At 36.7% G+C, this 14944-nt stretch carries 16 protein-coding genes and 1 riboswitch; of the genes, 5 read left to right on the top strand and 11 right to left on the bottom strand.

The features are described 5' to 3' along the window. Window positions 1-96 precede the first annotated feature (96 nt). A complete protein-coding gene (locus tag SLH51_RS19840; RefSeq protein ID WP_335963250.1) occupies window positions 97-1407 on the top strand; it encodes a DUF2254 domain-containing protein in 1311 nt (436 codons plus the stop codon). Between the two features lie 234 nt (window positions 1408-1641). Here the strand turns inward: SLH51_RS19840 and fadH are convergent, their stop codons facing one another. Both fadH and SLH51_RS19830 read right to left on the bottom strand, forming a co-directional pair. Further along, window positions 1642-2412: a 2,4-dienoyl-CoA reductase gene (fadH, locus tag SLH51_RS19835; RefSeq protein ID WP_335963249.1), complete on the bottom strand. Its 771-nt coding sequence runs from the start codon at window positions 2410-2412 to the stop codon at window positions 1642-1644. A 211-nt stretch (window positions 2413-2623) separates the two neighbouring features. Then, window positions 2624-3517 carry a LysR family transcriptional regulator gene (locus tag SLH51_RS19830; RefSeq protein WP_335963247.1) on the bottom strand — a complete coding sequence of 298 codons (894 nt, stop codon included), beginning with the start codon at window positions 3515-3517 and terminating at the stop codon, window positions 2624-2626. A gap of 193 nt (window positions 3518-3710) precedes the next feature. Between SLH51_RS19830 and SLH51_RS19825 the strand changes: the two genes are divergently transcribed. After that, window positions 3711-3833, top strand: a complete 123-nt coding sequence (locus tag SLH51_RS19825; protein WP_335963246.1) for a hypothetical protein — start codon at window positions 3711-3713, stop codon at window positions 3831-3833. A gap of 204 nt (window positions 3834-4037) precedes the next feature. Here SLH51_RS19825 and SLH51_RS19820 read toward each other — a convergent pair whose 3' ends face one another. The 6 genes from SLH51_RS19820 to SLH51_RS19795 all read right to left on the bottom strand — a co-directional run bounded on the left by SLH51_RS19820 (window position 4038) and on the right by SLH51_RS19795 (window position 8995). Then, a complete protein-coding gene (locus SLH51_RS19820) occupies window positions 4038-4247 on the bottom strand; it encodes a hypothetical protein (RefSeq protein WP_335963245.1) in 210 nt (69 codons plus the stop codon). 233 nt (window positions 4248-4480) lie between these two features. Then, complete coding sequence (locus SLH51_RS19815; RefSeq protein ID WP_335963243.1) at window positions 4481-5518, bottom strand: ABC transporter substrate-binding protein; 1038 nt, start codon at window positions 5516-5518, stop codon at window positions 4481-4483. Beyond that, entirely contained in the window at window positions 5515-6267 is a 753-nt protein-coding gene (locus SLH51_RS19810; protein ID WP_335963241.1) for an ABC transporter permease, read from the bottom strand. The genes SLH51_RS19815 and SLH51_RS19810 overlap by 4 nt, the downstream gene beginning before the upstream one ends. Continuing rightward, on the bottom strand, window positions 6264-7040 hold the full coding sequence (locus SLH51_RS19805) for an ABC transporter ATP-binding protein (RefSeq protein ID WP_335963239.1): 777 nt from the start codon (window positions 7038-7040) through the stop codon (window positions 6264-6266). The genes SLH51_RS19810 and SLH51_RS19805 overlap by 4 nt, the downstream gene beginning before the upstream one ends. Next, window positions 7033-7707 (bottom strand): thiaminase II, encoded by a 675-nt coding sequence (gene tenA, locus SLH51_RS19800; protein ID WP_335963237.1) that lies wholly within the window; start codon window positions 7705-7707, stop codon window positions 7033-7035. The genes SLH51_RS19805 and tenA overlap by 8 nt, the downstream gene beginning before the upstream one ends. Continuing rightward, window positions 7697-8995 carry an acetylornithine deacetylase gene (locus SLH51_RS19795; RefSeq protein ID WP_335963235.1) on the bottom strand — a complete coding sequence of 433 codons (1299 nt, stop codon included), beginning with the start codon at window positions 8993-8995 and terminating at the stop codon, window positions 7697-7699. The genes tenA and SLH51_RS19795 overlap by 11 nt, the downstream gene beginning before the upstream one ends. Before the next feature lie 129 nt (window positions 8996-9124). Beyond that, a riboswitch (TPP riboswitch) is annotated at window positions 9125-9225 on the bottom strand. Between the two features lie 498 nt (window positions 9226-9723). Between SLH51_RS19795 and SLH51_RS19790 the strand changes: the two genes are divergently transcribed. Next, a complete protein-coding gene (locus SLH51_RS19790) occupies window positions 9724-12102 on the top strand; it encodes a S8 family serine peptidase (protein ID WP_335963234.1) in 2379 nt (792 codons plus the stop codon). A 128-nt stretch (window positions 12103-12230) separates the two neighbouring features. Here the strand turns inward: SLH51_RS19790 and SLH51_RS19785 are convergent, their stop codons facing one another. Both SLH51_RS19785 and SLH51_RS19780 read right to left on the bottom strand, forming a co-directional pair. Next, the gene (locus SLH51_RS19785) at window positions 12231-12383 is read right to left on the bottom strand and encodes a diguanylate cyclase domain-containing protein (protein WP_335963233.1); all 153 of its coding nucleotides are present in this window, start codon (window positions 12381-12383) and stop codon (window positions 12231-12233) included. Between the two features lie 48 nt (window positions 12384-12431). After that, the gene (locus SLH51_RS19780; RefSeq protein WP_335963232.1) at window positions 12432-12608 is read right to left on the bottom strand and encodes a hypothetical protein; all 177 of its coding nucleotides are present in this window, start codon (window positions 12606-12608) and stop codon (window positions 12432-12434) included. Between the two features lie 157 nt (window positions 12609-12765). On the opposite strand from SLH51_RS19780, the gene SLH51_RS19775 reads away from it, so the two are divergent. Both SLH51_RS19775 and SLH51_RS19770 read left to right on the top strand, forming a co-directional pair. Further along, window positions 12766-13404, top strand: a complete 639-nt coding sequence (locus SLH51_RS19775; protein WP_335963231.1) for a 3'-5' exonuclease — start codon at window positions 12766-12768, stop codon at window positions 13402-13404. Between the two features lie 67 nt (window positions 13405-13471). Then, window positions 13472-14197, top strand: coding sequence for a YwaF family protein (locus SLH51_RS19770; protein WP_335963230.1), 726 nt, complete (start codon window positions 13472-13474; stop codon window positions 14195-14197). 82 nt (window positions 14198-14279) lie between these two features. Here the strand turns inward: SLH51_RS19770 and SLH51_RS19765 are convergent, their stop codons facing one another. Then, window positions 14280-14783: a small multi-drug export protein gene (locus tag SLH51_RS19765; RefSeq protein WP_335963229.1), complete on the bottom strand. Its 504-nt coding sequence runs from the start codon at window positions 14781-14783 to the stop codon at window positions 14280-14282. Window positions 14784-14944: the final 161 nt, after the last annotated feature.

The following is a 14944-nucleotide window of genomic DNA, read 5'->3' as shown; positions in this document are numbered from 1 at the left end:
TACATATATATTCCTACAATGACTGAAAAAAAAACGTTTAATTTTATCAAAATAGCAAAAACTAACAATATCTATATGCAAAGGGAGGACAAAAATTTGAAAAATCATCCCATGTTGCTTATGTTACGCTCTCATTTTTGGTTTATCCCTGCTTTATATGGAACGGTCTCTATCGTTGTAGCTGGAGTGAGTGTATATATCGATTCAATTATTAAAAAAGACTTTTTACCTACTGTTTTTATTGTAGACTTGAGCCTAGCACAAACGTTATTAAGTACAATCACATCATCCCTCTTAACAATGACGACCATTTCATTCTCAACAATCATGGTCGTACTAACAACATATTTATCGCAATTTTCACCACGAACGATGCAAGATTTCTTAACAGATGTACATACTCAACGAATTCTTGGTGTTTTTATTGGTGGTTTTGTCTATTCATTAATCTTATTATTGCTATTGCGCGAATCGAATCAGCAATTTCACTTTCTCTCTCCGACTTTAGCAGTGGTTTATGCCATTATTTGTGTTGGTTTCTTTGTATTTTTTGTCCATCATGTTGGGAGGTGGATACAAGTTAGCAATTTAATTCATCATATTACAACGAATACTATTAAATCCATTCATGAAAATTACGAGGATGCAAAGATTCAAGCAGCTGATGAGCCTTGGAAAGATTGGGAAAGTGAAGAACTTAACTTAGTGGAACCGAGTTATATGCCCGCTGCAAAATCAGGATATTTGTTGGTCATTGAACTTGATAAATTAGTTGAGCTAGCAAGTACAGATAACATCATTGTTAAAGTCGAAGTGGGACTTGGTGATTTTATAGAAAAAGGATCACCTATTCTATCTTTTTGGGGGAGTGAAAAGAATTTAGATCAGTCTGATTACCAAGCTTTATTTCATGTTGGAGAAGAGAGAGCAACGATTCAAGATATAGATTTTGGACTGACAAAACTAGTGGAGATCACATTACGCGCCCTCTCACCCGGAATAAATGACCCGAATACTGCGATTAGCGGCATTCGCGCTCTTGCAAGGATTTTAACCGTTTTAGCAAAAAAGAACCTTCACCGCTCCTTTTACAATGACGAACACGAGAGCCTTCGTGTTATGGTGAGGCAACGACATTTTGAAGATTATCTTTACCGTTGCTACTACCAAATACGTCATTACGGGATTGAGGATATATCTGTTGTCGCTGCTATGATTGATTCCTTACAATTAATTGCAACACAAAATGACAAAAAGACAAAAGGAATGATTTGGAAATTTTCTCGTTACATTCAGCAAGGCATAAAACAAGAATCATTACTCGAACTTGATCGAACCTATATAAATGAAAAAATCCAACAGTTAGCAATCCAAACAGAACACGCTAACGATTATCACCCGTTATAAAATCTTTCAAAAAGGGTGGGGTTCCCTAGTTGAAAGATCTTTAAGCAATGAGCGAAGCATTTGCTATCTTTTTAGCCTGCTTTGAACGCTTTTTTCAAAGCAGGCGCGCAGAGTGCAGAGCATTGCTTCTTCTTTAAATAAAAGGTTGGGGTTCATTGAAAAATCTTTAAGCAATGTGTATAGCTCTGTTATCTTTTAAGCATGCCTTCGATTAAAAGCGCTTTCATATTAGTATTAAAACATAAGTGCCGATCCATTTAACCATTGACCACCATCTAGTGTGATACACTCACCATTTATATACTGCGCTTCTTTTGAAAAGAGAAATGCTGCAACGCCTGCCACTTCCTCTACTTTTCCAAATCGTTTTGCAGGTATTCCGGCAATCATTTTTTTGTATATTTCATCGTTCATGATAAGCTTCTCGGCTCCACCAGTATTCTCAATTGGTCCCGGAGCAATGGCATTCACTCGAATACCATACTGACTTCCCCATTCAACAGCTAATGTCCTCGTCATTGCAAGAACGCCTGCCTTTGCGCTAGCTGAATGAACGACACCCGGTCCTGCCGTCCATGCATAAGTTGCAACGATATTGGTTATGCACCCAGCTTTTTTTTCTTTAATCCATTCTTTTGCTACTGCCTGTGTACAATGCCATGTACCATTCAAAACAATATCAATGACTGCATTCCACCCGTTAACAGAAAGCTCTTCTGCGCGAACTAAAAAATTCCCAGCTGCATTATTAACAAGAAAATCAATCGTACCAAAAGCCTCTTTGGTTTGATCAACCATCACTTGAACCTTTTCTGGATCTCTGACATCCATCACAACAGGTAGAATCTGACCTTTAAATAATTCGATCTCCTGCTTAGCACGCTCTAATTTGTCTTGATCCCTACCACTTATTGTTACATATGCACCTAATTGTGCAAATTGTTTTGCCATTGCTTTTCCCATCCCATTGCTTCCACCTGTTACAATTACCACTTTTCCTTTCATATCCTCATTCCCCCAGCATCAATTTATGAGTGAATAATCATTCATTTACGTTATCATAACACGTTCGACTCCTCGTTAGAACCCTTTTTCCAGATTCGTTTCACGATATTTGATGGATATACAGTTGAATTGAGGATACTTAATATTTACAAAAAGAGTGCAAAACGAATGTATAAGATTTTGCTCTCTTTTTGACATACTATTATACATTTCATTCAATTGTTTTTTCATGATTCATAATTTTTTCGATAAATAAATCATGTGCTCGAGAAACGAAATCATGCCTCCCTTTAATGATCGAAAGTTTTCTTGTGAATCTCCTATTAGCTACATTGATTTCCTTTAGTTCTCCCAATTCCAATTCTTTTCGCACTGTTAATCTTGAAATCATCGCAATGCCGAGTCCTGCTGAAACTGCTTCTTTAATGCCTTGACTACTACTAAATACAAAAGATCGTCTCACATGCAAGTTTAAGTTTTGGATAAGTTGATTGCTATAAGCACGAGTGCCTGAACCACTTTCTCTTAAAATCCATACTTGATCCTGTAATAATTCTGGTTTCACCATTCTCAGTTGTGATAAAGGGTGATTAGTTGGCGCAATGATAATGATTTCATCGTTCATAAACGGCACAGCTTCTATTTCATGATCAATAACTTCTCCTTCTATTAAGCTAATATCTAATTCATTTGAACGTGTTTTACTAATAACCTCTTCTGTATTACCGACAATTACTTCTACATTAACTCCAGGGTGTTCATTTGCATATTCTGCAAGCACTCTAGGAAGGATATATTCTCCAATTGTGAAACTAGCACCAATTTTAATTGTTCCTTGCACAATATGTTTTTGGTCAGCTATTTCCTGCTTTGCTTCTTCATAAAGAGAAAGAATTTCTTTCGCTTTAATATAAAACTTTTCTCCAGCAGCTGTTACTTTTACTTGTTTTGGTGAACGAATAAATAAAGTAGTTTCTAATTCATTTTCTACATTTCGAATATGCAAGCTAACATTTGGTTGCGACAAATTCAAAAGTTTGGCTGCTTTTGAGAAATGCCTGAGTTCGACAACTGTAACAAAAATCTTCAAGTGATCTATATTCATGGTAACCTCTCTTATCATTTCATCATTGCAACTATTGTTATCACCAATATATCAAATGATAAGAATAATGGATACTATAAGGAAAAACACCATCAATATGAACTCCTGATAATCATAATTTATTCCATGTCTCATATATATGGACAAAGAGTATATTAACTAGTAATTAAATTAATGATTGGTGGTGCTTAAATTGAAAATTATTTCATGGTATGCTCACAAAGAAAATAAAAAAGACAAGAAGGAAGAAAACAAAACACTAGAAAAAATCCCCTTAAAAGATATATTTAAGGCGAAGAAAAACAATCAAGATTAACAGGATTCGATTCCGTTTTTTATCAAAGACTGCAATTTTACTAGAGTCTGCTTTCCTCATACATTACCTAAAATAACAAAGCTACACCTTTTAACATTTTTTAAGTACTCTAAAACGTTAAATAGGTGTAGCTTTTACAAAGTCTTTGCACTTTTCTGCTGCTTACTGCATAAATAGTACCCTCTATCTTTTCTCTTTATCTAATTATTTTGATAGGCCAGCCAGATACATAATAACCCCTTTTCGACCTAACGACTGGATTAATTGTAATTTTTTGAGAACCATCTGCGCATGACCTTTTTGTTCGACAGTGTGCAGGATCTCTTTGACAGTGGCGGTTTTGTTCGTGAAAGGAGAAACCAATATATCTTCCTGTACAATTCCGAAACGTTCCTCTAAATATTGTTCTATCAAAGAAATCACTCCTTCATTTTTAATTGTCCCACTATAGCGAGACTGTCAAGCATTTTTTCTACTTTGCTTGTTGTATAAATTTTACATCGTCTAAAGTTGTCTCTACAAACATCTCGTTAGGTTTTATATCAGAAAAAAAATAAATCCCGTCACTAATTGGACAAAATTACTAAAGTAGACAAAACGAAAAGCTACTAACTAATAAATCAGTCAGTAGCTTCATAATATGCAATTTATTCTACAATGTTTACAAAAACATCGGATATAGATGGTGCTTCTTCAATTAATTCAAATTCCAACATCCAATCAATTGTATCTTGCCAAGAGTCTCCTTCTTGGCTTCCAAACCCTGTATCCGACTCCATTTTTGGAAGAAGGATTTCTAAACTTTCTTGCTCCACCTCTTCAATAAGTGGGAAGTTTGCTTCATCTTGGTTCGTTAACAAAATGTTTAAAGCTTCTTCAGGGTTTTCCTTCATGTACTCATATCCTTTTGTCGCTGCGCGCCAAAAGGCTCTAATCTCTTCTTCTTGTGCTTCCCATGTTTGATCACTCGTTACGACAACAAGTTCATAAAAACTTGGAACTCCGTAATCAACTGGATTGAAGTAACGTGTTTTGTGACCTTCATAATTTAAAACTGGAACTTCATGATTAATATAGGCTCCAGATACTGCGTCTACTCGCTCACTGATAATTGAAGAGCCTAGCTCAAAACCTACGTCCATCATTTGGACTTCATCTGCATCTCCACCATCATTTTCAACAATTGTTTTAATTAGTGCTTCGTTAACTGGGATGCCAGGATAACCAACTGTTTTGCCTTCCAAATCTTTCGGACTTTGGATTTCGCTCTCTTCTAAAAAGATAACATGGTTCAGCGGCGAACGAACAATGGCTCCAACTGATTTTATTGGAACATCTTGGTTCGCACGTGCAGTTACGACATCTGGTTGATACGAAATTCCAAGAGTGATTTGTCCAGCTGCAGCTAAGTTAATTGGATCCGTTGGGTTCGCTGGAAATTGAATGTTAACCTTCACTCCTTCCTCTTCAAAGTAGCCATTTTCTTGTGCTACATATAAATAACTATGTACAGCATTAGGGTACCAATCTAACATGATATCAATTTCTGCTACCTTAGCTTCTTCTTCGATCGCAGGCTCAGGCGAAACACCTTCTGATTCTACTTGCTCTTCACTAGCTCCACCACAAGCTGCAAGACCTATTACCACTAATGAACTAATACTAGCTGTTATCCACTTTTTCATTCTGTTCTCCTCCACTTTAACGAAATTTTCTCGAGTAATACAACAATCAAAAATAACACAATTCCTATAGCAGACAACAAGACTATAGGTGCAAATACACCCGCCCCATCAAATTGCGTCATCATCCGTCTACTAAAGTAACCAAGACCTGCTTTGGCACCTAACCATTCTCCAATCGCGGCTCCTATGACGCTTAAAGTGACAGCCACTTTTAAACCTGAATAAAAATGTGGGAGTGCTGAAGGGACACTCAATTTAAAGAATATATCCTTCTTACTCGCCCCCATTGTCAGCATCAGTTCTTTTAAATCTTTGCTACTTGAACGAAGGCCATCGAACGTGTTCACTGTGATTGGAAAAAAGGTGATTAAGAGTGTCACAACGACTTTGCTCCAGATCGAATAGCCAAACCATAAGACAAAGATTGGAGCAAGAGCAATAATCGGAATTGTTTGTGATGAAATAACAATTGGGTAAAATGTTTTTTCAGCAGCTTTACTTACACTCATCCAAATCGCTAATCCAACCCCAAGAAAGATGGAGAACGCTAATCCAATTAAAATAATCGCTAACGTTGCTGGCAAATGCACAAGAAATAACGTGTTTCGACTATCATATAACTTCACCATCACTTCTGTAGGCGATGGCAAAATAAATGTCATACCAATCACTCTAGCAACGATTTCCCAAATCAGAATTAAAGCAACAATAAGTACCGCTGGTGTTACATAATCTTTTACATGCCTCATGTTGCCACCTGTTTACGCAGTTGGTCGATTAATTGTTCTTTCACCGCTATCACGTCTGGCGAGTGGATATCTCGAATCTCTCGTGGTCGTGTTAAAGGGACATGAACCTCCACGAGCTTTTGAACAGGCGCTTCTGTAAAAACAAATACACGGTCGGATAAAAATAAGGCTTCATCGACATCATGAGTGATAAATAAAATAGTCGTTTTCCACTTTTCCCATTGCACTAACAACCATTCCTGCATCGACAATCGTGTAATGGCATCAAGGGCACTAAACGGTTCATCCAACAACAATACATTTGAACCACTTAATACCGTTCTCAGAAACGATACACGCTGCCTCATGCCACCAGATAAATCGCCTGGATACTTTTTTTCAACATCTTTTAATCCAAACTCACCTAGTAGGTCGGATACTTTTTTATGAGCTTCTTGTTTTTTTACCCCTTTTAATTCAAGAGGAAGTGTCGCGTTGTCCAAAATCGTTCTCCAAGGCATGAGTAAGTCTTGTTGCGGCATATATCCGACTTTCCCAAAGCGATTCGGATATCTTTTTCCATTTATAAGTATCTCTCCATTTAAAGGCTCTTCAAGTCCTGTTATCAGTCTGAAAATCGTACTTTTCCCCGATCCACTTGGCCCTATTATGCTAATGAATTCACCTTTATGTACATCAAAATCGAATGAATCTAGAATGAGGAATGATTGTTGACTTTTGCTTTCTTTATAGTGAAAACTGACCCCTTTTAACTGTAAAGATGGTTTACTCATCAGTTGGCCACATTTCCTGTTTGTATGACATGTCCCAGAACATATACTCAAAACGCGTCGTATTTAAAAAGATTTCTTCTAGCTTCTCAAGTTCTAACTCAGGTTTTCCTTCTGTTAGCGTATCAAGCAGGTCAATGCACCAATGAGCTAATTCCCCAAACTCTTCTGAAGAGTACATTTGAATCCATTCACCGTAAAATTCATGCTCGTTTGCTCCTGGTCTTTCATTTAATTCTTTTCCAATTTCCCAATAACTCCACATACAAGGAAGAACAGCAGCCACAAGATCTGCTAATGTCCCGTTTTGACCAACGTGTAACATGTAATGTGTGTAGGCAAGAGTTGTTGGAGCTGGTTTGGCTTGTTTAAACTCTAATTCTTCAATTTCAAACTTCTTTGCATACTTTAAATGAAGAGACATTTCTTCATTTAAAGTTGAATCTAATAATTTTGCAAACTTTCCCATCGTTTCAACGTCTTCTGCTTTCATTGCACCTAAAGCAAAAAGCTTTGCATAATCAATTAGGTACAAATAATCTTGAATCATGAAGAAACGGAACTTCTCACGATCAAGTGTCCCGTCTCCGATCCCTTGAACAAAAGGGTGAGCATGATTCTTTCTCCAAATTGGTTGCAATTTCTCATACAAACGTTCACTAAATTTCACGTGTCCGCACCTCTTTTTTAGATTGATTTGTCCAGTTATAAATAAATGTAGTAAGTACTTTTGTATAAGCAACAAGTTGCTCAATCGATACCTGCTCATTAACAGAATGGGCGTTTAGCAAATCGCCCGGACCATATATAACTGTTGGGATCCCTGCATCTCCTAACCATCCACCGTCTGTTACAGTTGGCGAAACATCAGAGATTGCCTCTTGTGCCGTTATTCGTTGATGAGAACTAGCTAATAACTGGACTCCTAGATGGTTGGGGTCTACTTCTAATGACGGAAAAATCTCTCCACGCTCTTCGATCATCGATGTTCCACCCCAAGTAAACGTAGGAGGATTCTCACGCAACCAAATATCACCTTTAGCTACATTGAGAATGTGCTCTTCTATCTCATTAGCTACTTGCTCATATGTTTCATTTGGATAGAAATGCACTGTAATCCACAACCTACACTCATCTGCAATAAACGCAGCATGCCTTCCCCCCTCGATCACTGCTGGATTGATCGTATTTGAACCTGGTGGGCACCCTGGATAGCTTTTTGTTATGGCCCAGTGGCGCTCTAACTCTCCAAGTCCTTCCATTACTTTCGTCATTTTTTCGATCGCACTTGCGGCTACTAAATTGCCACCAGCATGAATCATGCTTCTTCTTGTAGCATCATGGTAAGTTTGATTGCTTTTCACTGTGATCCAACCAGTGATGACGCCACCTTGTCCTTGAATATGTAAATCACTTGTATCAACAACTATGGCAAAATCAGCGCTATATCCACGTTTGCAGCATTGTAGTGTACCAGCTTCGCCTACTTCTTCTCCAATGACAGATTGAAATAAAAGATCACCACGTAATTGAATACCCGCTTCACGAATGAGTTTAATTGCAAATAATGCCCCAGCTAATCCACCTTTCATATCAGCTGCACCACGTCCAATGACAACTCCATCACGGACGATCGGAGTAAAGGGATCCAACTCCCACTCTTCATCATCACTTACTTCAGCAACATCCATATGTCCATTAATTATCAAGCTGTTATGTGAATTAGAAGCCGTTCCTTTCAAAAGCCCGACTACGTTAGGATCATTCGGGTATATATCCCACATATCAATCTCAAACTCTAACTCTCTTAATAAGCTAGCAACATATTGTTGGGCTTCTTTCGTATTCCTTGCTGGCGGTGCAGGTGTTTGAAAAGAAATGAATGTTTTTAGTAAGTCAATCATCTCACCTTTTCGTTCATCAATTTCCTTTAATATGGCATCTAAACTTTTTGACACGTCCTATCCTCCTTTTGAAACCACTTTCTCATAATACGAACACTCAATGTATCTCATAAAGACGCAAAAAAACCACTTCAATTTCGCTCGAAGTGGTTGAGAACATAAAAGTATCCTTATTAACAAATAAACTTTCATACACTTCTTCCCTCCGCTAGTTCGAACTAGATCAGGTTATAAGGGTTAAGATAACTATCTCTCTCAGCTAAAAAGCACCCCTAGTAGTGATTGCTATTAAATTTAAAACTTACTACTATTAGTTGTACCATACAATGGTAACAACATCAACAAGTTACAGATAGCTAACTTATCATTCACTTACCTTAAAATCATTTAAACAATATGCATTTTTTCTTACTTTTATAAATCAACCATTCGAGAAACGAATGATAGAATCGGCCAGTACTTACTTTCCACCTAGGTTCATCCGCCTATTCATTTTTGCTAATGTCTATGTTATACCTCATAACTTCTTTCATTTTTCAGTAATAAATCCGCTACATTTCATTTTAATAATACTTTTAAATGTCTATGGACCTAATTATACATATTTCGCGACTCTATAATTTCGCACTTGGTAATATTATCTCATTTTTATTCAATAAAAAGGTTATTACTTTCAAATTATCGAATTTTCTCAAATATCATGAGGGAATGTGATCAACTGGAGGTAATTTAAGATACGATCAGTTACCCACAAATCAAAAAAAAGGAGTTGTTTCAGAAATATGCATCAAAAATTTCATAAGCTCGTTATGTATTCACTTATTTTCTTAATTACGATTGCGGGTTTTGCTCATTTTGGTGGAACAGTTGCAGCTAATCAAACCGCACCCGAACTCGCTTCTATTTTCACTGATATCGATTTGAGTTCCTCTAAAGAAATAACTGTTATTGTTGAGATCGAAGAACCATCATTACTCGAGGCAAAACATCGCAGAAAAAGCCAAACGAAACAAAAACTACAACGAGAACGAAAACAAGTCATTTCTGACTTACAACAGCTATCTTCTTCGAGTAAAGTAAATCGAGAATACGACTACGTATTCTCAGGATTCTCTGTTGAAATCGCAGAAAATGAGATACCTAATTTATTATCGGTAGCTGGGGTGAAAGCCGTTTATCCAAATGTTACATATCATGTTGCATCCGTTAGCGAAGCAACACCTATTGATCCTGAATCTTTCAGTCCTGATATGATGGCTAGCGCTCCTTTTATTGGTTCTGTTGAAGCTTGGGATGAAGGTTTTACAGGTGAAGGTGTAACAGTCGCTATTATTGATACCGGAGTCGATTATATTCATCCTGACTTAGCTCATGCATTTGGTGATTATAAAGGATACGATTTTGTAGACAATAACGCTGATCCCCAAGAAGGGGCAGGCCAATATCATGGAACACATGTTGCAGGAACAGTTGCTGCAAACGGGACAATCAAAGGCGTAGCTCCAGATGCCTCACTTTTAGGATATCGGGTTCTTGGTCCTAATGGGGGAACAACCGAAGATGTTGTCGCAGCTATCGAACTTGCTGTTAAAGACGGGGCAGACATTATGAACCTCTCTTTAGGAAACACGTTAAATAATGCTGACTGGGCAACAAGTATTGCTCTTGACTGGGCAATGGCTGAAGGTGTTGTTGCTATTACTTCCAATGGGAATAGCGGCCCTAATAATTGGACAGTGGGTTCACCCGGTACGTCTAGAGATGCCATTTCTGTTGGAGCAACACAACTACCATACAATGTTTTCAATGCAGACATATTTACATCTGAAGAAGTAGCATATCCAAGTGCAGAAGTCATGGGACACCCTTCAGAAGAAGCACTACTTAGTTTAAATGAAGGTGAATATGAGTTTGTTCATGTTGGATTAGGTGCTGCAACTGACTTCGAAGGAAAAGATCTAGAAGGAAAGGTAGCTTTAATTAGTCGGGGAGAATACCCTTTTATTGATAAAGCAACCAATGCAAAAAATGCTGGCGCTATTGGAGCTATTATTTACAACAACGTTGAAGGTGTTCAACCAACTGTATCTGGTCTGGCTGTTCCAACCATCATGACGACTCTAGAAGACGGTCAAAAACTAGTAGCAGAATTAGAATCTGACAACAACACAGTATCATTTGAAATTGAATTTGATAAAGAAGTTGGCGAAACGATGGCAGACTTCTCATCACGTGGGCCAGTATTAGATACTTGGATGATCAAGCCAGATGTATCCGCACCTGGTGTAAACATTGTAAGTACTTTTCCAGGTAAAAGCTATGCTGCTTTGCAAGGGACAAGTATGTCAGCTCCTCACGTCGCTGGTGCGGCAGCCCTAATTTTACAAGCTAACCCAAGTTGGAATGTCGATTTTGTGAAAGCCGCTCTTATGAACACTGCAGAAAAATTATATAACGCTGATGGGAACCTCTATGCTCATAACTCTCAAGGAGCAGGTAGTATCCGAGTTCTTGATGCGATCGAAACAAAGACACTTATTACTCCTGGAAGTCATTCATTTGGAACATTTTTAAAAGACAAAGGACGTCAAGTTGAGCGTCAACATTTCACCATTAACAACCTTGCTAGTGAACGTAAAAGATATGATTTTGACGTTCATTTTGATGGAAATCCAGAAGGTATCAAAGTGACAATAAGCGATAATTTACAAGTACAAGCTAACCGCTCACAACAAGTAAACTTTAACGTTAAAGTAGATACTAGCAAACTAGAAGCTGGTTATTACGAAGGAACCATTGTAGTTAGCAACAACACAGAATCTTATGAAATCCCAACAATTCTTTTTGTAAAGGAACCAGACTACCCAAGAATTACCCACTTTGACCTTGTCACTTTAGGAAATAATGTTTTTAATGGAAGTGTTTATTTACCTGGAGGTGCAGATGAGGTTGCATTATGGCTCTATAATGATACAGGACAATACGTAGGTAATTCAATTATTGGTACTAATGTTCTAACTACAGGTTTCTATCACTTTAATTGGGATGGAACAATTGAGTCAGGTACACTTACACCTGGATCTTACTATGTTATCGCATTTGCCGAATATAAAGGTGAATATGGATATGTTCAATTAGCTGATCTAATTGAAATCAAATAACGATTAGATAATAACACCTATCTCTCTCAGTAAGAGATAGGTTGTTTTTATCTATATGCATACTATTATTACCCTCGAATTTTCGATACTCCTTTGAAGATCTTTTCAAAAATATCAAACTTCCTAGGTTAGACATTGCTTAAGTCCGGTGTATAAAACTGATAATTTTTCCCATTTCTCTTAGCATGATACATTGCTTTATCTGCATTTTGAATTAACGTTTCTCTGTCTTCTCCGTCTTCAGGAAACATGCTGATCCCGATACTAGGTGAAACGTTCAATTATCGGAAATGGGGTAGAAACAGACTCAATAATACGATTAGCAATATCTATAATCTCTTTCTTATCTGTTTCTTCAAAGATAATAATTGTATCTCAAGTAATTTCCGATTTGGTAACTCTGTTAAATCATCATAAAAGGCAAGCTGTTTAAATTCTTCTTCTTTTTCTTTTTGCGTTGTAACATCAAGAAAGACCCTTCCTATCCTTATCAACTTCCCATACATGACCACTCTCCATCTTCTTCAATCGATTGGCTAATACTAATTAAGGAATACCTAATAAAACCATTAGAAACATCATATTTTTGCATCGTATAAGCTTTATCAGAGAAGAGTATAAGTATAAGTATAAGTATAAAGAATGTTGAGAGGATGATGGAGCGTGATAGCTGTTGTTTATGACCTAGAGTTAATCAAACGGTTTCGAAAAGGACAACCGAGTGAAATTGTTGAAATAGGAGCGTGTAAAGTTGATTTACAAACAAGAAAAATTATAGATCATTTTCAACAGTATATTTCTCCAAAACGAGGACACATTTCAAAAAGTACAAGAAAATTTATAAAGATGAAGGAAGAAGATGTTGAAAAAGCAGTTCCGTTTGACATAGGCATCCATAAGTTCTCCAAATGGCTTGGTGAAGAATACTTTTTATGCTCATGGGGCAAAGACGACCGTGCTCATTTTATCAATCAATCGGTTCAAAACAAACTTTCTCTTGAATGGTTGCGAAACTATAATGACATTCAAAAGCCGATCGGTAATTTGTTAACAGAAGAAGGTAATAATCAATTAGGGCTGAAAAATGCCTTAATGATGGCTGGAATCGAGCCGACAGGAAAAGCTCACCGTGGAATTGATGATGCTATTAACACAGCTATGTTATTAATTAAATTTCTAGATAAAATTGAACTAAGAGAAAATCATTTGTCTCCAAAGGAAATTCAGAACCATTTCCGAAAATACAAACGCTCGAGGTTTCGTCACAAAGATCAAACGCCTAAAGAAAAACAACATCCATAAGAAACACCGCCAAATCATTCGTAATCATTCATAGTATTTTGCGTATTCAAGAAGGAGGGTGAAATAAATGAACTCTATATTTGAATTAGATAAGTTTGTTGATGATTCGCTTTTTTTATCATTCAGGCATATTGTCACTCTCATTCTTTTTTTGTTTCTTATTATACTCCTTTATACATTACGTCAGTATTATCAAATCAAAAAGTATGGTCGCTGGACCCTTTTCTTTTCACTAGCTTTTTCTGAAATAAGTTTACTGTTGTGGAGCAGTTCCGTTGACCAATGGCATATTCGATATAACTTACCGTTACATCTTTGTACGATTAGTTTGTATCTAAGTATGTACATGCTTGCTTTCAAAAGTTATTTTGTATTTGAAGTTGTCTATTTCTTTGGAATAGGAGGAGCATTGCAGGCTATCATTACACCAGATTTATTTTATACTTTTCCTCATTTTCGTTTTTTTCACTTTTTCATTGCACATTTTGCCATTATTCTTGCTAGTTTATATATGGTATGGGTCGAGAAATTCACTGTTACTTTAAAATCTATTATTAAATCAATGCTTGTATTAAATACATTTGCCATAATTGCTTTCTTCATCAATAAAGTGACTGGAGCTAACTATATGTTCCTATCTAGAAAACCTCCGAATATCAGCATTCTCGATTACTTAGGGCCTTACCCTTGGTATATCTTCTCGCTTGAGCTTGTTGCTTTATTAATGTTTTTACTCCTTTATCTCCCTTTTTTCATTAAAAAGAAACTCGCAAAAAAAGTGAAGACTTTCTAATGCCCTCACTTCTTTTTTGATACACTGTTTTCGTAAAGGGTCTTATTCCTTATTTAACAATCGTAACTTTTTATTTCCTTACTTAATTGAAGATCCCTCTTAAAAAACCGCCTTCTCCTACGTTTAGAAAATCAAATCCTAAATGAGCTAAAATTGCAACACTTACACACCATAATACAAGGCTTCCTGTTAACCAATAGGCAACTGCTCTTTTGGTCCCTCCTAGCGATAATGCCATTAAAGCTGTTAAATGACTTCCAACAATTAATGGTCCAATAATTGATAACCCTGGCATTCCATATTTATTCCAAATCTTCTGTGCACGCTGTGTTCGTTTGCTTTCACCTTCTGCTGTATCTTCCACTAGATTTCTATTTCTTTTTCTTTGCCATTGCTTTATGCTATCAACAAAGATTATGACAAGAATAACAGTTAAGAAATTCCCTACAAAACCTAATATCGTAACTGGAATAGCAGATAAACCACCAAGAATAGCAATAGGTATAACAGCTACCGCTTCAAAAAATGGAACTGCTGCCAATAGAAATACAAGCACATACGCCCATAACATATCAAAAATCCCCACAAATAAATCCCCCTTACTGTTATAGTGTTTATATTGATATATACACTATAACACCATTCAAAAAAAATAAAAACCCTTTTTAAGTGAGTAAATTTCATAATTTGAATCACAGGTCTCACAAAGCTTTCAAGACATGAAAAAAGGAGTACCTCCCCAAAAGT

This window comes from Halalkalibacter kiskunsagensis, assembly GCF_037027555.1.
Lineage (GTDB): Bacteria > Bacillota > Bacilli > Bacillales > Bacillaceae_D > Halalkalibacter > Halalkalibacter kiskunsagensis.
Note: the sequence above shows the minus strand (reverse complement) of the source record. Positions and strands in the feature narration are given on the sequence as shown.

Bases quoted from the DNA above. Each gene is read 5' to 3' on its own strand.
- SLH51_RS19805 (WP_335963239.1), bottom strand. From the start codon at position 7,040: ATGAGTAAACCATCTTTACAGTTAAAAGGGGTCAGTTTTCACTATAAA.
- SLH51_RS19770 (WP_335963230.1), top strand. From the start codon at position 13,472: ATGAACTCTATATTTGAATTAGATAAGTTTGTTGATGATTCGCTTTTT.
- SLH51_RS19830 (WP_335963247.1), bottom strand. From the start codon at position 3,517: ATGAATATAGATCACTTGAAGATTTTTGTTACAGTTGTCGAACTCAGG.
- SLH51_RS19810 (WP_335963241.1), bottom strand. From the start codon at position 6,267: ATGAGGCATGTAAAAGATTATGTAACACCAGCGGTACTTATTGTTGCT.
- SLH51_RS19780 (WP_335963232.1), bottom strand. From the start codon at position 12,608: ATGTATGGGAAGTTGATAAGGATAGGAAGGGTCTTTCTTGATGTTACA.
- SLH51_RS19790 (WP_335963234.1), top strand. From the start codon at position 9,724: ATGCATCAAAAATTTCATAAGCTCGTTATGTATTCACTTATTTTCTTA.
- fadH (WP_335963249.1), bottom strand. From the start codon at position 2,412: ATGAAAGGAAAAGTGGTAATTGTAACAGGTGGAAGCAATGGGATGGGA.
- SLH51_RS19815 (WP_335963243.1), bottom strand. From the start codon at position 5,518: ATGAAAAAGTGGATAACAGCTAGTATTAGTTCATTAGTGGTAATAGGT.